This window comes from Cytobacillus sp. FSL K6-0265 (genome assembly GCF_038003465.1).
Lineage (GTDB): Bacteria > Bacillota > Bacilli > Bacillales > Cytobacillaceae > Cytobacillus > Cytobacillus stercorigallinarum.
The window spans coordinates 2460938-2483269 of record NZ_JBBOPE010000001.1; the positions used below are offsets into that span (position 1 = coordinate 2460938).

Consider the following 22332-nt stretch of genomic DNA (forward strand, 5'->3'; position numbering starts at 1 on the left):
TCCCCTCCTTATTAATAATCAAAACGTGAGGTAATCATTTTCTTCCGAGTATAAAAATTAACACCATCTTTACCGTTCACGTGCAAATCTCCATAAAACGAATCCTTCCAACCAGAGAAAGGAAAAAAGGCCATTGTAGCTGGAACACCAATATTGATACCTAACATGCCTGCATCTGCTTCTTCTCTGAACTGACGGACAGCACGCGCATCTTTTGTATATATCGTTGCTCCATTTCCATATCTTGATTGACTAATATAAGCTAATCCCTCATCTAAATCTTTCGCTCGCAGTAAACTTAGTACTGGGGCAAATATCTCATCTTTCGCAATTGTCATATCAGGTGTGACTTGATCAAAAATTGTCGGACCTAAAAATGTACCTTTTTCCATTTCTGTCATAACAGCCCTGCCATCACGTAACAGCTCTGCTCCTTCTTCAATGCCTTTCTCGATATATCCTAAAACTTTTTGGCGATGAGAATCTCTTATAACTGGTGTTAGCAGCACTTCTTCATTAGAGCCATCACCAATGATTAAATCATCTGCTGCTTGTGAAAGCTTTTCTACAAACTCTGATCCCTCCCCTACTACAACGACCGCACTACAAGCCATACAACGCTGGCCAGCGCTGCCAAATGTTGAGCTAATAATATGACCAATCGCTTTCTCCATATCCGCATCTGGCATAACAATATGATGATTCTTCGCTCCTGATAAAGCTTGCACTTTTTTGCCGTAAGAAGCCGCTTTTTCATAGACATATTTCGCGACTGGTTGAGAACCAACAAATGAAATCGCCTTAACGAGGGGATGTTCGAGTAAGCCATTCACCACATCATGCGCGCCATGGACAACATTTAAGACGCCAGCTGGTGCACCAGCTTCCATAAACAACTTCGTCAATTCATTAGATAAAATAGGTGTTCTCTCTGATGGTTTGAGAACAAAAGTATTCCCACATGCGATGGCAAGTGGAAACATCCACAAAGGAACCATCATTGGAAAATTAAACGGTGTGATACCAGCAACAACTCCATGTGGGTAACGAAACATTTGTGAATCGATGTCCTCTGCAATCGTCGACAAAGTTTCTCCCATCATTAACGTTGGTGCACCAGCGGCAAATTCTACGCATTCAATTCCCCTTTGCACTTCCCCATATGCTTCTTTATATGCTTTGCCATTCTCTTCTACGATTAATTTTGCTAATCTTTCATGATTTTCCGTTAATAAATGATGATATTTATAGAGAATTCTCGCTCTTTTTGAAACCGGTGTTTTTTTCCAAGTTTGAAAAGCGTTTCCTGCTGCCTCTACTGCTTGATCTACATCTGATTTTGTGGAAATAGGTACCTTTGCAATAATTGCACCAGTTGCTGGGTTAGGCACCTCCATTGTTTCTGTAGATTGTGAAGCTACCCATTGGCCATTAATAAAATTCTGTAATGTTTTTGTTTCCTGTTCAATTACGCTCATCATCAAACCTCCTATTAAAGATTGATTATTCTGATTTCATTATCTCTTATTTACTACCTTCTTTTCATTAGACATACTGTAAAAAGGATAACGGTCATTCTTAAACAAACGGTCTATATTAAAGAATAGGGTCAGTTTTGAAATCAGTGTCTCAAATAGAAAATCGGAACAAATAAAATAAACCGACTACTATTAGAGACGGTTTATTCTAAGTTTACTTGATTTGTTTTATATCGATTGGGCGCTGGATAAAATCATAACTTAATAGCATAAACTCCAATGCCAATCTTTTCTCATGACTCATAAAATCGGAACCTAATAGCTGCTCAATTTTTTCCAACCGGTGATATAATGTTTGCCTAACAATATATAGTTTTTGTGCCGTATCTTTTTTGGAGCCATTACAAATTAAGTACATTTTTAATGTTTCCATTAACTTTGATTGATGTGCCGTATCATATGCAATCATCGGTCCTAAATATTCTTCAATCATTCCTTGTAAATTCATATGTCTACTGGCAACTGAGATAATGCGAAATATATGTAGATCATCATAAAACATACTTAAATGCGAACGATGATAAAATTGTTGATTGACTTGAATCGTTTCTAATGCCGTTTGATAACTCTCATGTACTGCATTCAAATCAGAAACATATTTTCCAATTCCAAAGTTGAAAGTCTTGTCTGATTGCATATCCGAGAATAATTGCTTCATTTTTTCAATTGCTTGTACTACTCGCCTCTTCCAATCCGTTACCCCTCTTTCATTAAATAAAATAAAGACAATGGCTTTGTGCTTCTCAACAGCTAAGAGGGAAAAACCTTTTTGTTCTAATATGGAGCGAAAATACAACTTGAAATAGGTTAGGTTTTCTAACATTTCCACTTGATAGACACATACTACTGCCCCTCTAGGTGTTTTTGGTAAATAGGCAGATGCATGATTTAATAATGAAGGAGGCGTTTCCTTGCCTTCTAACCAAGAATTAACCCACTCACTTTCTTCTAATCTTCTTTTTTCTTCTACATATAATTCACGAATAAAGAATTGTCCTAAAGCGTTAGCTGTTCTGTCTACAATTAGCTGATCATATTCTGTTAATTGATGGGATGAAGAAATAATGATAAGTTCAGCAAATTTCTCACCTAAAAGTTCAATAGTAGCTCTTACGACAAAACGTGATGATTCTTGTTGGGCTTGCACTTTCTTTAGTATATTTTCTCTTTTTATTTCCGGTAGTACAGGATAAAACTTCGCACTTTCATCTTGAAATAACAATAGGATTTGCACTTGCAATTCTTCATAAATGACCTTCAAAAGTTCATCATAATGATTAATAGAAAGAAGTTTCTTATTTAAGATATGAGAGATTTTTTCTAAATTTGCTAACATATCATATTGCTGATTAATTAAAGAAGTATGAATATCCTGCGTGATTTCAACGAAAGGAACTTCCTTTAATATGAGGATAATGGGGAAATTCGCTTTGTTAGCCATTGAGATGATTTCATGAGGTATGCCTTTCGTATAAGTACCATATTCAATACACAAGCCTGCTGCATTCGACTTAATTAGCTGTTGTACAATTGAGATAAATAATTCCTTTCTCTCTCGCCATGCAACTGCAGTTGAAAGAATTAATTCATTGCCTTTTAGAAGATTACCTATTTTCGTTACCTCAACAATATGAACCCACTTTACTTGATCTACTAATCCATCTTTCCCTGCAACGATTTCAATTTGATCAAAATGCTTCCTTTGCAAGATATCATTGACGGTTAAATAGGATTTCATTTTCGCCCTCCTATATTCTGAATATATAGAATATTAATTGATTACTAGACAAATTGTCAAATAATATAGGCACATTTATTACATTCAGTTAATTGAATAAAAGAAATACTCCAATTTAAACGCATTAAAGCATTCCCCTATCAAACATTCTCCCTTCACGTAACCAAATAAGCGAATCTCCCTCCTCAGCAAGAATGCTTTATGAGTCCCATCTCATAAATGTTGCTCGTAAATAAAACCCAGCGCTTTATACTGTTTGTGCGCTGGGTTCAATCATTTCTTCAAATGTGACGAGTTGCAGGTGTTGAGGAAGTCTTTCCTCGGTAGACAATGTGCAAAGTGATAAGCTATATTGCCTTAGAAAGTTATAAACCTTTACTTTTCCTTCCGGATAACATTTTTGTTGATGGTAGACATCGAATTCACTCCGATTTTTTTCTTCGAGTTCAATTTCTTGAAGGTCTATAAGTAAACCCGTACCGATGGCTTTTAAATAGCTTTCTTTTATCGTCCAACGATTAAAAAAATCTTTCGCTCCCCTACACTCTTCTTCCTCTCGAAACAAAAGGGAGTATAACTCTGGCTTTGGTTTAGTTACTTTTTCTAAATCTATCCCAACCATTCCATCGGTTCCAACGGCACACACACACCAATCACCTGAATGGGACAAGCTAAAGGAAAGCAAAGGGTCTGAGTTCATATAAGGTTTACCATATTTGCTGAATTGCATCATAGTAAAATCAACGTTAGGTAACTTCTTCATAAGTACTTTTCTTAATAATAGATAACCTACTAACGTTCGATATGCATCTTCCATTCTCCTATAACGGTGGATTTGTGCTTTTTTTAATGGTGGTAAAAAGTCACAATAACGATGAAAAGTTACCTCTGACTGTACTTGTGGTAATCGACAAGCAAAAACTTCAAGCATACCTTTCCCCTCCTTCTTTTACTAGCTTGCTTTTTTCATTTTTGGTGAAGTTGACTTAATAGCAGTTTGACTATTGATCGCAAACAAGCCCGCGGCGAGTAGAAGAACGGCACAACTAATAATAGCTATTTGATATAATTGTTCATTTTCAATTGAAAACAGGCTGATAATTAAAGAAATAATCACAATCCCCATTGCTGCACCTAAGCGGTTCTGCACATTAAATAATGTGGTTGCTTGCGACATTTTCTCTTTATTAATATGATGGAATGCCGTATATTGCATGGCAATCACTGCATGTCCTAACGTCAGTCCAATTCCAAATAAACAAATTTGTAACCCGATGATCGAACCAGTAGGGCCTATCCAACTGATGAGTAGGAAAAAAACACTGGATAAAAAGAATCCATAGACAATCACACGATATACGCCTAGAAGCTTTAATGTCAGGGGCATCACTCTTGATGCTACCATTAAACCAATCGCTTCAATAAAAATGGTTAATCCGCTTTTTAATGGTGAGGCACCAGTCGTATATTGATACATAATTGGGAATAAATACAAGAAACCTTGTAAGCCTGCCGCTCCAAGAAAGGAGAGCATACTTATTCGTTTAAATGTCTTTTCCTCCAATAATTTTAAGTTCAATAATGGATGCTCTGTTTTTAATGCATGAAAAACATATGTAACGATCATCACTAGCCCAATGATTCCTAAAACAATTATTGGCAGACTCATTCCTGCTGTTAGTTTATTCAACGTATACATGAATAATGGAAAACCAACCACCATTAAAAAGAACCCTTTAACATCTAGCTTTTTACCCATATACTTATGTTTTTCCTGTAAAAATAGTGCACCGATTATGACGATGAACAAGCCAATCGGAATATTAATTAAGAAGATCCACTGCCAAGGCAAATAAGTCACGATTAATCCACCAATTATCGGACCAAGGGCGGGTGCAATGGCAATAGGAATGACGAAAGACCGCGATAGTTTCGGACGTTCTTCAATTGAAAACGTCCGAAAAATCATCGCCATGCCTATAGGGGCAAACAAGCCGCCTCCTAATCCTTGAAAAAATCTTGCGATGTTTAACATCGATACTGAATCTGCTAAGGCACACATATAAGAAGCGAATGTAAAAACTAGTGAGCTAACGATAAACATCTTTTTACTACCGAAACGATCACCTAAGTACCCTGCACAAGGTAAAATCATACTAACGCCAACAAGATACCAGACAGTCAATCCACTTAACTGAGCGGATGTTACGCCCAGTTCAGCAGCAATCGAAGGAAGTGCGACATAGACGATTGTTCCGTCTAATGCCGCCATAAACATAGCTAGAATATACACTGTACATAATACTCTTCTTTGGTATTTAACTTTTTTATCCATTTTCATTAGAGTGATAGACTTTCCTTCTCTTTTTCATTTGGAAGTAGACTTTCCCAATGCTCTTCAATATATTGATGGCAGCTGGAAAGGGTCGTTTCACCCCAAACCACTTGCCAACCTGTTGGTACATCAATATAACTTGGCCATAATGAATACTGCCCCACATTATTCATTAAAACGAAATACATAGAATCTTTTTGATCAAATGGGTTACTCATGTTTGTAGACTCCCTTCTAATTGCTTATTTTCAATTAAACACTCTAACTCTCTTGCGATTCCTTCTCCTATTTCTGCTAAAGGCTCTGGCTGACACATGTCTTTATGACGGCAAGCAATATCATATTGTCTCATTCTGCCATGAACATATGGTAACCATCTCGCTGGATCATCATTTTTAAACCACTCTGGAACAATCGTTGACTTGAAGAAAATGATATCTCCCTTATATACTTCTGGATCATATTCAGACATAATCCGAACGGAATTTTGATACGTTTCTTTAAGATTTTCGATGGTTTTCTCATCCAATGATGCAAGTACACTACCTTTTTCCTGAAGTAATTCTTTTACAGATTGTATCGTTAATTGATCGCCTTTCACTTCTAGAGGATCATATCCTCCAAGTGCTAGCATCGCAATTAACGCATCATCTTCTGCTTCTTCTTCATTCATAGAAATGAAGTGGCCTGGATAGGAATCCATCATGACTAAAAACTCAATGTTTTCTCCTTGCTTTTGTAATTCAACTGCCATTGCATGAACAACGTTGCCTCCTAACGACCAGCCAAGTAAGCGATACGGACCTTTTGGTTGAACAGAACGAATTTCTTCGATATAATCCTTCGCCATTTCTACTAAACTTATAGGTTTATTTTTCTTTTCTTTAATCCCCTTTGCTTGTAGACCATAGATGGGAAAACGACTATCTAGTTTCGACATCAATCCAGCATAACACCAGCTTAAACCGCCTGCTGGATGGACACAGAATAATGGCGTCTCACTTCCTGTTTTTCGTAAACCCAATAATGACTGTAATGATGCGCCTTCTTCAGCATCCCCTTCAATCACTTTTGCAAGTTGGGCAGCAGTTGGCGCTTCAAACAGCACACCAATGCCTAATTCTTTGCCAAATGTTGATTCTATTTTTTTCATTAATTGCACTGCTAATAACGAATGGCCTCCTAAATCAAAGAAGCTATCATCGATACTTACTTCAGATAAATGTAGGGTTTCAGCAAATAACTGCGTAAGCATCTCTTCTTGTGGCGTTCTAGGTAGATGCCTATCCCCTTGTATTACCTCCATTTCTGGTTTCGGGAGAGCTTTCATATCTAATTTCCCGTGGTTCGTTAACGGAATATCATCTGTTTTAACGAAGTGATTCGGAACCATATATTTTGGCAATCTCGTTTGTAAAAATTGTCTCAGTTCTTTATAATCAACCTCATCATGAGAGATGAAGTAGCTAACCAATTGCTTATCACCATGCATCGTTAATACTGTTGTTACTGCTTGTTTAATAGCAGGATATTGAAGAAGGGCTGCATTTACTTCACCCAACTCGATGCGGAAACCACGGATTTTCACTTGATGATCAGAGCGACCAATATAATCAAGTGAACCATCTTCTGTCCATTTTGCTAAATCTCCAGTTTTATACATTCGGCTTCCTGCTGATCCATATGGATTAGCAACAAACCTTTCCGCTGTCAGTGCGGGTTGATTTAAATAACCATGGGCGAGCCCATCCCCGGTTACATACATTTCTCCGATGACACCTTTAGGAACAGGTTGAAGGTAATCATCTAAAATATATACACCTAAATCAGGGATTCCTTCACCAATTAAACTACTAGCAGATTGACGAATTTTGTCTTTCGTTAATTCTAAATAACTGACATGAACGGTTGTTTCTGTAATACCGTACATGTTAATAAGCTTTGTTTTTGCCAGTGTATGCAGGTTATACCAACTTTCTAATCTAGGTAGTTCTAGCGCCTCTCCACCAAAAATAATATATCTGATTCTCAACATATCTGATAAATCAATTCTTTCTTCTTCAGCTTCCATTAATTGATAGAATGCTGATGGTGTTTGATTTAACACAGTCACTCGTTCTTTAACTAATAATTGTAAAAAAGCTTGTGGATTTCTTGTCGTCTCGTATGGGACAATTACTAGTTTTCCACCAAATAATAATGCGCCCCATATCTCCCAAACAGAGAAGTCAAAAGCATACGAATGGAAAAGTGTCCAAACATCATCATGATCAAAAGAAAACCATTGATTCGTTGATGCAAACAGTCGTACCACATTACGGTGAGGAACAAGTACTCCTTTTGGTTTACCGGTAGAACCTGATGTATAAATAATATAAGCTGGTGAACTAGGATGTATCTCATTCCGTTCATTTTCTTCCAAGTTAGAAGGATCGTACATTGTCAATTGTTGGTGTAATTGTTGATCAAATATCATTTGATTTCTGTGTTCTGCCTGTTTTTTATCAGTAATCATCATAATCGCACCAGCATCTTGATGGATATATTGTTTGCGCTCTTCTGGATAATCCGGATCTATTGGTACATAAGCCGCACCAGCTTTCAATACTGCTAAAATACTTGTAATCAACTCCAAGGACCGTGGTAATGAAATCGTGATAAAATCATTCGCTTTTACACCTTTATCCACTAACAATCGAGCTAGCTGATTTGCCCTGTCATTTAGCTGTTGATAACTGATTGATGTCTCCTCATAGGTTACCGCTATTTCATCCCGGTATTGTTCTACCATTTGTTCAAAGTGATGAACGATATGTTCTTGTTTCGCCGTTACTTTTTTCGATTGGAGATGCAATAACTCATTTTTGTCTGCTTCTATTAGAATAGGTAACTGACCGACAGATTGATTAGGCGTGGCAATGATTGAGTTTAAAAGAGTCAACCATTGCTGCAATAATTGTTGGATTTGTTCATCCTTATAAAGGTCTTTTCGATATTCAATCGCACCTTCCAACGTTTCTTGATTAGATGCTTGCCAAAATTCAAAAGTTAAGTCAAATTTTGCTGTGTTCGTTCCGTTAATTTGAATTTCTGCTTCCACTCCCTCTACCTTAAAAGTGGGTTGTGGTGTGTTTTGCATAATAATCATTGATTGGAATAATGGATGTACTTTATTAGAACGGGTTGGGTTAATCGCCTCTACTACTTTATCAAACGGTGTGTCTTGCTGATCATAACTACTCATATTTTGTTTCTTTACGCGATGTAGTAACTGTAAAAATGATGGGTTGCCCGACACATCCGTACGTAAAACGATTGTATTAACAAAGAAGCCAACGATTGCTTGTAACGACGACTCATTCCTTCCAGCTACTGGTGTACCAAATGGGATATCATCTCCAGCGCCTAAACGATGATACAATGTTGCTAATGCTGATTGCAGAACCATAAACAACGTAACATCTTCATCTTTTGCTAGCTGATTGAGTTGTCGATAAAGGTTTTTATCCATCTCAAAAGTCAATCGGCCACCTTCAACCCTTCTTTTTTCTGGTCTTTCAACCCCATATGGTAGTGGAATGGCCTCAGGTAGATGAGCTAATTGTTTTTTCCAATATGCTAGCTTTTCCTCCATATCATGCACGAATATTTCCTGTTGCCAGAAGGAATAATCGCCATACTGAATAGGTAAGGCAGATAAAACTGCTTGATTGCCTTCAACAATTGCCTCATATGCTGTTGATAAATCATCCATAAATGGTGCGATTGACCACCCATCCGCGAATAGATGGTGGTAAACAATACATAATACATGCTCTTCTTCATTTATTTTAAATAGAAAACTATGCCAACCTAATTCATTTTCCCAATCGATTGGTGTCTTGATTGCTTCTTCAATCTCATGATTGAGGTCACTTCGATTAATCGTTTTTTCAAAGTATTTCAATGTTGCTTCATCTGCTGGTAATATCCTTTGGTATACTTCATCATCTATTGTGTCTATCACCGTGCGCAACGCTTCATGTTTTTTCATTACCTCAACTAAAGATTCGAATAAAGCTTCCGTTGCGAGTCCACCTTTCAGCTTGATTATTACAGGAATATAATAAGTAGAAGCTACATTTTCTGTTTGTTCGATAAACCATAACCTTTTTTGTTCATGACTCATTGGTGCATGCTGTTCTCTCTTATATGGCTTTAACTTTCTACCTTCAAACTTGGTGTCGGTTTGTTTTGTCACTTGTTCTACGATAAATTGCATCGTTGGATTTTGATAAAATAGTGAGAAGGATAAACTTAGACCGAACCTCTCACGGAGCTTACCAAGTAATTGGGAAGCAAGTAGCGAATGGCCACCAAGGGCAAAGAACGAATCAGTTTCGCTTATTTCATTCAGCATTAATGTTTGTTGGAAGATATGGTAGACATCCTTCTGCAAAGGGGTCCAACATTCCTCATCTGTATTGACAGCGTTACTTACCTGTGGATGAGGTAATTCACGCAAATTTAACTTTCCATTTAGGGTCATTGGGAAAGCGTCCAAATACATGAAGAAACTAGGAATCATATAATCTGGTAAAAACTCACGTAAGTATGAAATGAATTCTTCACTTGTTCTCTTCTCGCTTTCAGCCGCTATTACATAAGCAGTTATCCGTTGATCTCCCGGTTGATCTTCTCTTACAATCACTTTACAGCTTTTAACATTAGGGTGTGCTGACAAATGATGCTCGATCTCACCTAACTCCATCCGGTGACCTCGGACTTTAACCTGATCATCACTTCTTTTCACATAATGAAGTCTTCCAGAAACATCTCTTATGCCTATATCTCCTGTGCGATACATTCTTTGACCGTTTTTTGCAAATGGGTTCGCGACAAACCTTGAAGAAGTGAGCGCTGGCTTACGATAGTAACCGTAAGTAACACCCTCTCCTGCAATATAGATTTCACCTGGTCTTCCCGGAGCAACTAGTTGCAGATTTTCATCCAAAATGTAAATTTCTGTGCCTGCAAGAACGTCTCCAAGTGGTGGAGCAGAAAAACCATCAATTGATGTTAATTCATCATGAGTAGACCAAATTGTCGTTTCAGTTGGTCCGTACACATGATGCACTTCTTTGCATAACGCTTGCATTTCCTTTGCTGTATGTGAAGGAAGTTTTTCTCCTCCCACTAATACTTTGACATTCTTTAATTCATCAGTAACAAATGGCAGGAGCATTTGCCAATGTGTCGGTGTTGCTTGAACCGCACTTATGTGCTTTTCTTTTAATTCGTTAACAATGATTGGTGGATCTGAAATGACTGCATTTTTAGCGATTACACATGTGCCTCCGACAGTGATAGGTAAAATCAATTCTAAAATCGAAATATCAAAAGAAATCGTCGTTAAAGCATAAAAGCGATCCATATGGGTTAATTGTAAATGCTTATTCATGGCCGATAAGAAATAAGAAAGTGACTTTGCAGGTACGAGCACACCTTTTGGATTACCGGTTGAACCTGAAGTATAAATCATATACGCAGGATCTCCATTATTTACGAACGGTAGCAAAGTTTCACTCTCACCCTTATAAATATCGATGTTCATAAGATACGGTTGGAAACTTTTTGGCAGTTTCTGTTCCCCTTCTGTATCAGTAAGAATCAGTTGTGTTTGACTATCCCTTAACATATAGTTGAGTCTACTCTCAGGATAATCGATATCAATTGGCACATAGGCACCGCCAGCTTTCCAAACAGATAATATGGCAATCAAAATATTGGCTGAACGGCTAACAGCTATCCCGGCAATAAAAGGATAATGCTGCCCAGTGCTAATCATTTCTGCTGCTAATTCTGAAGTCACCTTATCCAACTGTTCATATGTCCATATTTCACCACTATATTCTAATGCCGGGTGATGAGGATATTTTTTTACCATTTCCTTGAATTGAATAAGCGGATGAACGCTTTCAGATGGATCATAGCCTATATCTTTTCTCATCAACGTGTTTTCTTCATCTAATAACAAATTGATTTGCCAAATAGGTTGCCCGCCATCAATACTTGGTAATCTCTTTAGCCAATGGATGATTCTACTTGCATGTTGCTCTACTTCTAATTGTTGAAACTTTGTACCATTTGCTTCAATATCTACCCTTAGACTGCCATCTCCATCTTGCTCAAACATATTCATATTCATTAAATCAATGGGCCCAGTTGCTAATTTATAAGTTGTGGCAGTGATTTCGCCAAAAATCGGTTGATACGTAAACGGCATAATATTTACTTGAAAAGAGTTCAAAAAACTACTCTGACCAATGGATCCTAAATCTCTTTGTAATTGCTCTTGACGATATTGTTGATGTTTACTATTCTTCCTGGTTTCATTTACAACTTCTTTCACCAGACTGTTAAAAGTGGACTCATGAGAAAATGAAAGCATTAATGGCAGAATATTCATTGTTGTTGCTGGAATATTCATCGCAACTGTAGAACGATTCATCATCGGCACTGTTAATAAACTCTTGCGATCCCCCGTTAACTTATATTGATAGATCCCCATAGCTGCAATCACGAGATGCGGCCAAGCGATTTTCCATTCTTTCGCCTTGTTCTTTAACATTTGAAACTCTGCGGCTGTTAATTTTCTAGTTATTTTAATAGAAGATGTTGCCTCAGAAGAGTCAAACTCATTCTGAGACAAGGAAACGTCTTGCGTGACACCTTTATACTTCTCGTTCCAATATTTTTTATCTTCCAAATATAATGGAGATTCTTTATAATTATTCTCTGATTCTACCAATAGTGACAGTGGTTTAAAAGCTGGCTCCGGCACGGACTTTCCTTTTAGATATGCTGAATACGTGCTTGCTACTTTGTTCGTTATTAATGAAAAGCCAAACGCATCACAGGCAATATGATGGATTTTCTGATACCAAAGATACTCATCACTAGCTATTTTAAAGAGAATTTGCTTATATACAGGACCATTTTCCAAGTCAATTGAAAGTGACAAATCATCTTTCATAAGATCAATAGCCGTTTGCTTAGGAGTCTCCATTAAACTCACATCAATATATTGAACAGGCACTTCGGTCGGTTTTTGCAGAACTTGATATAAATTCCCAGCCTCTTCATAAAAAGTGACATGGAGACTGTCTGCTTCTTGAACGGTGCTTTTAATACTTTCGATTAATAACGAGACGTTGATTCGTCCGTTTATCTCTACATATTCACCCGTATTATATGCTGTCTTCTGTTCATCCAATTCATGAGCGTACCAAATGCCAGCTTGGGCATCTGTCGCTTGCAGCTTGGTTGCTTCACTGATCATTCCATGTGCCTCCTTTTAAGAATAGACTTCGTTTGTTTCTCGAAAGATTTCATACCAAGCTTGTAAGGTTGGATTTGATGCCATTTTCATAAAGTTTACATCTGCTCCTTCAGCTCGCCATTCTTCTACTAACGTCATCATCCTAATGGAGTCTAACCCTAAGCTCACTAAATCATCATCATCCTTAATTTCATTAGGGGAGATTTCAAGCATCGCTGCTACTTTTGCTTTCACTTCACTATGAACATCATTAGTTACATTATTTGTTGATAAATCATAGAGTAATTCTTCAGTTAATAAAACTTTGCCACATCTAGTAGCTGTATAATTTAATGCCTGTATATGTTCCTCATAAGAGAAATCAGCTACTGCATCGGCAATAAGAAATGGTTGGATATCATACATAAATGCTTCCATTGCCGTAGCTAAACAACCAATATGTGCGTACACACCACATATAATAAGTTGATCACGACCCTCTTCCTTCATGCGATCAAGTAAATTTGATTTTTTAAAAGCACTATATCTCCATTTTGTTTGAATCGTATCATTGTCTGTTGGTGCCAACGCAGGTACAATACCTGTTTGTGCTTCATCTTCTGTGAGTCCTGGCCCCCAAAAATCGGTTAATAAGGCACGGTCTTCATCTTTTTGATTACCTGGTTGTGCGGTATAGACAACAGGAATATTTGCACTTTGACAATAGGCTTTTATACTAGCAATCTTCTCAATCATCTCTTTAATCAATTGAGAATCATTCTCATAGTAGTTGACAAAATAATTTTGCATATCATGTATAAGCAGGACTGCACGCTTTTTATCAAGCTGCCAATCTACTTTATTTTTTGGTAAATTATTTGCCTCAGGTAATGGATAGGTTTTGATTTTTGGTATTGACATAGGGAATCGCTCCTTTTATATTTTTGTGGCCAATTTTTCTTGGATGATTTCTCTTAAGCTTTTTTTACTTACTTTTCCAAGTGGCGTTTGTGGAAACTCATGCACAAATTCAAAACGGTCAGGTATTTTAAATGCGGCAATTCCTTTTAATTGTAGAAACGACTTCAAAGCTTGACCTGTCAGCTGTTCTTTTTGAGAGATGATAAATGCACAAGATCTTTCACCAAGAAAGGCATCTGGCATGCTGACAATTGCTGCATCTAACACCTCTTCATGTGAGAGCAAATAATTCTCAACCTCTTCAGCAGCAATCTTTTCTCCACCGCGATTAATTTGGTCCTTATCTCTTCCTTCTACGATTAAATAACCATCTTCCGTTTGTTTAACAATATCTCCTGTCCGATAAAAGCCATCATGAGTAAATGCTTTTTCGTTATGGGTTTCTGCATTGTAATACGCAATGATTGTGTAAGGACCTCTTACTTGTAAATGGCCCGTATCACCAACGGCAATAGACTGATCCTCTTCATCTACAATACGAATCTCATCAAATTCAGACATGGGTCTTCCTTGTGTATAAACGATTTTTTCCTCTGCATCATTTAATCTCGTATAATTAACCAAGCCCTCAGCCATGCCAAAAACTTGTTGTAGTGTACAGCCAAAACTAGGCCCCACTTTTTTCGCTACTTCTGCACTACATTTTGCCCCTCCTACTTGAATCACTTCTAAACTAGTAAGATCATAATCTCTTGTCTTACTAGCTTCAATCCAAATAATTGCAAGTGGAGGAACGAGTGAAGTAAAGTTTATTTTTTCTTTTTCAATTAATGGAAAAGCCGTATCTGGACTAGGATCGGGACTTAATACGATGCACCCACCAGCGTATAAGACACCAAATACACCTGGTGAACTCATCGTGAAGTTATGTGCAACTGGTAATACAGCAAGATATTTCGTCCTTTCACTTAATTCACAGATTTCTACACTTTTTCGAATACTATATAAATACTCATCATGTGTTCTCGGAATTAACTTAGGCAATCCTGTGCTCCCACCAGATAATTGGAAGAATGCTAAGTCACTCCCTGTAATAGTTGGTAGAGTCACAGAAGATCCTTCAGACATTAGTGCTTCAACATTTAAAAACTCCTGCTCATCTCCCGCGACAATTATATGTTGTAATGTATGGACTTTTTCCTTCACTTCTCTGGCCATCTTCACATAATCATGTCTATCAAAAACATCAGGTATCACATAAGCAACGGCTTTTGTATGTTCGCAAAAATAAGTAATTTCTGTTTGGCGATGTAACGGCAAAGAGAAAATAGGGAGGGCACCAATCCGGAATAGCGCAAAACAAATTTCAAAAAAGGTAATGCTATTGCTAAGTTGCAATACTACGCGATCTTGCTTTTTTATCCCAAGATGAATGAATCCATAGGCTAAGCGGTTGGCTCTCTCATCTAGCTCTTCATAAGTAACTTTACGATTTCCTTCAATGAGTGCAATGGATGTCGGTGTTAATGTTGCCATCCTTTCTAATACTTCTCCAAATGTTTCACCAGTCCAACAACCATTTGAGCGATATTTTGTCGCCAATTCATCTGGCCACGGTGTATATCCTTGTAACATTTACAACTCTCCTTTATGAATTATTCAATACCTAATGCACTTAACATCGTTTTAAGTTTGGCAGCCGTTTCATCGCATTCTTCTTGCGGTACTGACTGAGCAACAATTCCAGCTCCAGCAAATAACTTCATTTGTCGTTGACTCAGTTCTGCACATCTAATTGAAATCGCCCACTCCCCATCACCGTTTCTTGTACTATAACCAACCATCCCTGTAAAATAATGACGATTGTATGGTTCTAGTTCATTAAACAATTGATAAGCTTCAACTGCTGGTGTACCACAAATAGCCGGTGTCGGGTGAATACTCTCGGCTAATTGAACAGATGAAACGCCCTCGTCATACAACTCCCCTTCAATTCTTGTTGAAAGATGCCACATCGTTTTTGTAGAAATAACAGAAGGTTGAGCGGGAACAGTTAATGTTTTACAATAAGGCTTAAGATTTCTTTCTATCGCTTCAACGACAAGGCGATGTTCATATAAATCTTTTTCAGAGCAACTTAATTCTTCAGCCATTTTTTTATCATCCTCTTCGTTCGCCATTCTCGGCCTTGAACCTGCTAAAGGATTCGTAATCACTTTCCCTCCCACTTTTTTAATCAGCAATTCCGGGCTAGATCCTATCAATGTACTTTTTTCATCTAATAAAGGAACCGCAAAATTAAATTTATCCTCATTATCTGCTAATAAATTCTGTAAAACATAACGAATATTTACATCTTTACTAAACTCAATCTGCATTAAACGGCCTAAAACCACTTTTTTAAGCTCCGCATTTTTTATTCTCGCTACAGCCTTTTCGACCATCATCATATATTCTTGTGGCTGTGGATGAAACTTAACCTTATTAGGTAGCGAGAGACGACTTCCTGCTTGATATCTTGTACGAGTGAACGGTTTCTCCATCATCACTTCTTTTGGGATAAATAAGGTGGACTCATCCTTTTGATTCAAAGGAAAGGCACCTATCATCAAATCATGATGTCCATATGTCCGGGGGCATTTCTGCCAAAGCAAATCCACTCGTTCGCTAAAGGTTTTTCCTTCTTGTTCTTCCCTATGTAATTCTACTTCCTTCCCCTTTGCTAAAATATGCTGCATGGGGAAACCAATGAAACTATCGCCTTCATTATATAAATCAGTTATTTCATTGATGCTCTTTTCTTGTAATGTCGCCATTAATATCCACCTCTTTTTTCGTCATTGTGCACCTAAGCTCGCTCCGCCATCTATTACAATATTATTCATTGTGATATGACTTGCCTGATCTGAAACGAGGTATAGAATCGAATCAACAATATTTTCCGGAGTGGCAATTTTTTGTAGAGGAATACCTACGCGATATTCTTCTTGAACACCCTTAATTCCTTGCTCTATCGCACCGTTCATCCAGAAATCTCTTTGCATATCTGTATCAGTGGCACCTGGTGAGACAATATTGCAGCGGATATTGTATTTTGCAAGCTCTAACCCTAAACATCTTGTAAACATGAGGGAAGCAGCTTTTGATGCACAATACGCTGACATGGATGTTCTCGGTACAGATGCTGCGTTTGAACTAACAGTAACAATTGCCCCTGATTGCTTGGCAATCATCACTTTACTCACCTCTTGGGATAGATAAAACACCCCATTTGTATTGACTGAAAAAGTATGTTCCCATTCATCCATTGTCATAGATTGAATCGGATTGACGGAAATCACACCAGCGACATTGACAAGAATATCAATCGCTTTATATTTTTCTATTACTAGTTGTATTGTATCTGTGACATGTGCTTTATTTGAAATATCACAAATGTATCCTTCAAACTGATACTCCTGGTTTGATAACTCTTTTGATAGTTGTTTTAGTTTATCTGCTTCAATATCTAAGCCAACCACCTGGCAACCTTCTAAACAGAGACGCTTGACTAAAGCGGCACCCATTCCTTTTGCGGCACCTGAGATGACTGCAACTTTTCCTTTAAGCATCGAAACACCCTTTCTCAACAGATAATCATTCTCAATTAAGAGTAAAAAAGAAAGCGTTCATTTCTTCCTGACATTGTTAGAAAAAACTCACACTTCTAATGATAATGATTCTCATTATCACATCACAATATTAACAATAGTATAGATTCCTAATATTCGTCAAGGAGGAAGATAATCCTATTTCAATGAAATCGGAAAGTTATTTTACCGGATTGACTTGTTATTAATGGGAAAACAAGGAATTAACAACGATCAATTGAACCAAAAAAATTTAAAATGGTAGGAAAAGTTATTTAAATATCCGATAGTAAAAAATACTGGGATTTTTTTAGAAATTAATTCATTTTCCCTTCAATTATAGCCAAAAAAGAAACGAACTTTCAGTGACTATCACTGTTAAGTTCGTTTCTTTTGTCATTCATTTATTTTACAAGTTCTAATACAGCCTCTAACATCACATTGACACCTGCTGCACAATCCTCATATGGAGTAAATTCATCTTCGCTATGGCTTTTTCCATTTATACTAGGTACAAATAACATAGCAGTAGGAATCATACTTGCGATAAACTGAGCATCATGCCCTGCTCCGCTTGCCATTTTTTTATACGGTAATCCTTGTTCTTTTGTCACACTTTCTAGCAATTGAACAATGTCATTATCAAAATGGACGGTCGAGCGATCCCAAAGTTTTTCAATGAATACCGTACATCCTTCACTATTTACGGTGTCTTGTACTTGTTTTATTTTTTCTTCGACAATTGCTATCACTTCAGGTTCCTTATGCCTTGCTTCTATCGTAAAGATCACTTCATTTGGAATAACAGTATGAACATTAGGAGAAACATCTAACCTTCCCATAGTAAATACGAGGTCATCTGGTAAACTACTTAATTCATTTCTAATCTCTTGAATGAAGTTATTCGTTGTGAATAGTGCATCCTTACGTAAATGCATAGGCGTCGTGCCCGCATGATTAGAGTCACCTACGATTTTAATTTCATAACAAACCATCCCTACCACACAGTCAACTACACCAATCTTCAACCCTTCATGCTGAAGAACAGGCCCTTGTTCGATATGTAGCTCTAAAAAGGCGTGCGCTTCTTTTAATCTATTCTCTTCAGAGCCATTGAAACCGATCTTCGCCAACTCTTCTTTAAAGACCTTCCCATCAGCATCTTTTTTGTTCAACATCTTTTCACAATCGAATTTACCACTTAAAACCCCGGAGGACATCATAGAAGGCTCAAATCTAGCACCTTCTTCATTGGTAAAATTAACTAACATTATAGGAATCTTCGGTGTAATATTATTATCAACAATCGTTCTTACGATTTCTAAACCTGTTATAACCCCTAACACACCATCGAAACGACCTCCGCATTTAACTGAATCAAGATGAGAACCGATGACTACCGGTGGAACCTTTTCCAAACCTGGTAAAAGAGCATACATATTACCCATATCATCCATTTTTACTTCCATTTTAAGTGCTTCACAGCATGTTTTAAAATATTCGCGTGCTAAACGATCTTCCTCAGATAGAGCTAATCTTGTTACACCATTATTCTCTGTTCTACCAAAATTCGCGAAATGTTCAATCGTCTCTGTTAATCTCTCACTATTAATCTGGATTTTTTGTTTCTCCAAAATGCCATCTCCTCCAGCAACTTATTTACGATTAATTAAATGGACAGAAAAATACTTGCGTGCATCAGCTGTTAATATGTGTAAAGTTTCAGAGTGAATCTTTGATCCCGTAATTCTTTCAAACTCTACAAAGGCACCGCTTAAATTCTCCGTAATACTTTTAATTGTATAACCGTTATTTAACAGAACATCAATACTTGTTTTTTCCTTCATATATTCGATATGCTCAGACATTTAACCATCTCCTCTATTGGATTTTTTCTTTAACCTTAGTATTTACTATTTCCCCTTCATCATTAGATAAAACCCAATCTCTTCCGACTGTTATTCCTAGATATTTTTCATCACTAGGGTCATTCATTTCGACTTGCTCGTATTTTTTAAACCACCAATACTTCGCTAAAACATAATAGAGAACGGCTCCTACGACAAAGCCAACAATGGAAGAGTAAGTAGACAATAAATTGGCACATATCCCCCCAACAATCCATGCAATGAGTCCAGCGCCATTAAAACCAGCAAAATATTTGAACTGTCCTTCATTCTCATATAAAGCTGGCACATTCACTCTTCTTTTTCTTAATAAATAATAGTCAGCAAATAAAATACCTACGATAGATGTTAGGATTCCCCCAATGACTAATAACGCTTGATTAAGCACATCGAACAAGCTCCAAGGCTGTGCAAGCGTACCAATAATTCCTGCAAAAATGACTCCTACCCAAAAAGGCACTTTTGGCCCGCCTATATTAGAGAAAACAGTTGCTGCTGGTATAATGTTGGCTGAAGTATTTGTAGACCACTGTGCTAAAACAATCATTAATAGAAGAATGCCTAAAATAAAGCCACTAGCTGATTCTTGTAATGCCACAATTGGATCAGATGTGCTAACTGCCATATATGACACAGCGCCAATCGCAATCATAAATGTATTCACAATCGGCATCACGATGATATTACCAATTAACTGAGATTTGTTCCGTTTAAACCAATTTTTCTCATTTCTAGGCGCTTTAAAGAATCTTGATAAGCTTGGCATATCAGCTGCAAGCGTAGCCCAAAAGCCCATATTCGCCATAATAACAACCATGAATGCTGTAAAAGCAGTTATACCTGTCGCAGGACTCTCCACCCAGGTCCAAACATCTTTACCTTGGCTTGTAGCATTGTCTGATAATGTAATATACATCCAACATGAGATTAAAATAATAATGGGGGCAGCTAAATCAGCAAACCGTTCAATCGATTTAATTCCTAATGCTGTATTGATTAATTGTGCAGCAGCAAAAAGAATAAAGCATACGAACCACTGATCAAAGCCAAAGAGAAGATTGAGTATCCCGTTGATTGCGGAAGCACCAAAGTAAGTGTTTATACCAAACCAACATGAAGCAGTAATCCCCCTAACAACCGAAGGAATATGTGTCCCAATTGTTCCAAACGGCGCCCGCATGTAAACAGGAAAAGAAAGTCCATGCTCCACACCAATATCGCCAATTAAGGACATTAATATCCCAATGGCCACTGAGCCGATAATGGTTGCTAACAGAACCATCGGGAGTGATAAATGAATTATTCCGCCACCGCCAATAGCAAATGCCGCTAGCACAATAGCCATGCCAACCCATATAACTGCAAAACCAAAGGCACCAATTTTTCTTTCCTTATAACCAATTGGCAATAAATCTGGTGATTTTAAATAATTACCTTTCTTCTCCAATATGGACACCCCCTTAAAATGAACAACATATTTGTAAAGTTCATGAAGTTGGATACCCTGCTGAAATCATTTCAGCAGGGCGATAAAGTTAAATCATTGTTGGCATTTTTTCTAATGTTTCTCCATATTTAGCACGCTTAATAAATTTACCTTGACCTGCTTCTCCTACAAATTGTTTATCCTTGATGATAAAGTTGCCCCTAGATAATACTGAAATAGGCTCTCCTGTAATTTTCATGCCTTCAAAAGGATTGTAATCAACTGCCATATGATGCGTTTTCGCGGATAACGTCCGTTCAACATTGCCATCATAAATAACAAGATCAGCATCAGCGCCAACAGCTATCGTGCCCTTTTTAGGATATAATCCAAACAATTTTGCTGCACGGGTTGAAGTAATCTCTACGAACTGATTCAGCGATATTCTCCCTTTTTTCACACCTTCTGAGTATAAAATACTGACGCGATCTTCAATTAATGGACCACCATTAGGAATCTTTGAAAAATCACCTTTTCCTAAGTCTTTCTGGCCGACAAAATCAAAAGAACATTGATCAGATCCAAGTGTTTGTAATTGTCCTGTCTTTAACGCATTCCATAAATGATCTTGATTCCATTTTTCTCTTAATGGCGGTGACCAAACATATTTAGCTCCTTCAAAATCTGGTTTTTCCAAATAGGTTTGATCCAAGACCAAATATTGCGGACAGGTTTCACCCCAGATATCGATGCCTCGACTTCTAGCTTCAGCTATCTTTTTAGCGGCATCTGCACATGATACATGTACGACATATAATTGGGAACCAGCAAGTCCAGTAAGGGTTGCCGCTCTTCCTGTTGCTTCTGCCTCTGCTTCTGGCGGACGAGTCAAAGCATGATAAATAGGGTCTGTATTTCCTTTTGCTAATGCGTCTTTTACTAGATAATCAATCACATCGCCATTTTCAGCATGCACCATTACAAGTGCACCAAGCTCTTTTGCGGCAAGTAAAGTTTTATATAGTGTTTCATCATCTGCTTGGAATTGATTTTTATAAGCCATAAATACTTTTAAAGAAGTAATGCCTTCTTCCTCAACCATTTTCGGTATCTCTGCTAATACAGCATCACTGCTCTCGACAATTTGCAAGTGAAAACCATAGTCAATGACAGCCTTATTTTTTGATTTATGATGCCAAGCTTCAACCGCGCTACTGAGCGATTTCCCCTTTGTCGTTAAACAAAAATCAACAATCGTAGTTGTTCCACCAAATGCGGCAGCTTTTGTACCTGTTTCGAAATCATCTTTAGTGACCGTTCCACCAAATGGCATGTCTAAGTGGGTATGAGGGTCAATCGCCCCTGGGAAGATATAATGTCCTTTTGCATCAACAACTTCCGCACTACTTTCTTGTATATTCTCACCTATTTGCATAATTGTTTCATTCTCAATTAGGATATCTGCTTTGTAGGTATCTGTTGCTGTGACAATTACTCCATTTTTTATGATTTTTTTCATAAGTATTCACCCTTCCCAC

At 37.5% G+C, this 22332-nt stretch carries 14 protein-coding genes; all 14 read right to left on the bottom strand.

All coding sequences use genetic code 11. The features are described 5' to 3' along the window. Positions 1-11: 11 nt before the first annotated feature. Complete coding sequence (locus MHH73_RS12525) at positions 12-1478, bottom strand: CoA-acylating methylmalonate-semialdehyde dehydrogenase (protein WP_191814375.1); 1467 nt, start codon at positions 1476-1478, stop codon at positions 12-14. Positions 1479-1692: 214 nt separating this feature from the next. Further along, complete coding sequence (locus tag MHH73_RS12530; protein WP_191814377.1) at positions 1693-3276, bottom strand: PucR family transcriptional regulator; 1584 nt, start codon at positions 3274-3276, stop codon at positions 1693-1695. Between the two features lie 247 nt (positions 3277-3523). After that, positions 3524-4207, bottom strand: a complete 684-nt coding sequence (locus MHH73_RS12535; RefSeq protein WP_191814379.1) for a 4'-phosphopantetheinyl transferase family protein — start codon at positions 4205-4207, stop codon at positions 3524-3526. 21 nt (positions 4208-4228) lie between these two features. Next, the gene (locus tag MHH73_RS12540; RefSeq protein ID WP_191814382.1) at positions 4229-5617 is read right to left on the bottom strand and encodes a DHA2 family efflux MFS transporter permease subunit; all 1389 of its coding nucleotides are present in this window, start codon (positions 5615-5617) and stop codon (positions 4229-4231) included. Then, positions 5617-5829 (bottom strand): MbtH family protein, encoded by a 213-nt coding sequence (locus MHH73_RS12545; protein ID WP_191814384.1) that lies wholly within the window; start codon positions 5827-5829, stop codon positions 5617-5619. The genes MHH73_RS12540 and MHH73_RS12545 overlap by 1 nt, the downstream gene beginning before the upstream one ends. Then, positions 5826-12932, bottom strand: coding sequence for an amino acid adenylation domain-containing protein (locus MHH73_RS12550; protein ID WP_191814386.1), 7107 nt, complete (start codon positions 12930-12932; stop codon positions 5826-5828). Before MHH73_RS12550 ends, MHH73_RS12545 begins: the two co-directional genes overlap by 4 nt. Positions 12933-12947: 15 nt before the next feature. After that, entirely contained in the window at positions 12948-13832 is an 885-nt protein-coding gene (locus MHH73_RS12555; protein WP_191814387.1) for an isochorismatase, read from the bottom strand. A 15-nt stretch (positions 13833-13847) separates the two neighbouring features. Next, a complete protein-coding gene (locus tag MHH73_RS12560; protein ID WP_191814389.1) occupies positions 13848-15467 on the bottom strand; it encodes a (2,3-dihydroxybenzoyl)adenylate synthase in 1620 nt (539 codons plus the stop codon). A gap of 20 nt (positions 15468-15487) precedes the next feature. Then, on the bottom strand, positions 15488-16648 hold the full coding sequence (locus MHH73_RS12565) for an isochorismate synthase (protein WP_341067189.1): 1161 nt from the start codon (positions 16646-16648) through the stop codon (positions 15488-15490). A 21-nt stretch (positions 16649-16669) separates the two neighbouring features. After that, positions 16670-17443: a 2,3-dihydro-2,3-dihydroxybenzoate dehydrogenase gene (locus MHH73_RS12570; RefSeq protein ID WP_191814393.1), complete on the bottom strand. Its 774-nt coding sequence runs from the start codon at positions 17441-17443 to the stop codon at positions 16670-16672. A gap of 422 nt (positions 17444-17865) precedes the next feature. Beyond that, positions 17866-19095, bottom strand: coding sequence for a Zn-dependent hydrolase (locus MHH73_RS12575; protein ID WP_191814395.1), 1230 nt, complete (start codon positions 19093-19095; stop codon positions 17866-17868). Positions 19096-19116: 21 nt separating this feature from the next. After that, positions 19117-19329, bottom strand: coding sequence for a hypothetical protein (locus tag MHH73_RS12580; protein WP_191814397.1), 213 nt, complete (start codon positions 19327-19329; stop codon positions 19117-19119). Positions 19330-19342: 13 nt separating this feature from the next. Then, the gene (locus MHH73_RS12585; protein ID WP_191814400.1) at positions 19343-20815 is read right to left on the bottom strand and encodes an NCS1 family transporter; all 1473 of its coding nucleotides are present in this window, start codon (positions 20813-20815) and stop codon (positions 19343-19345) included. An 88-nt stretch (positions 20816-20903) separates the two neighbouring features. Beyond that, positions 20904-22313, bottom strand: a complete 1410-nt coding sequence (gene hydA, locus MHH73_RS12590; protein ID WP_191814402.1) for a dihydropyrimidinase — start codon at positions 22311-22313, stop codon at positions 20904-20906. Positions 22314-22332 lie beyond the last annotated feature (19 nt).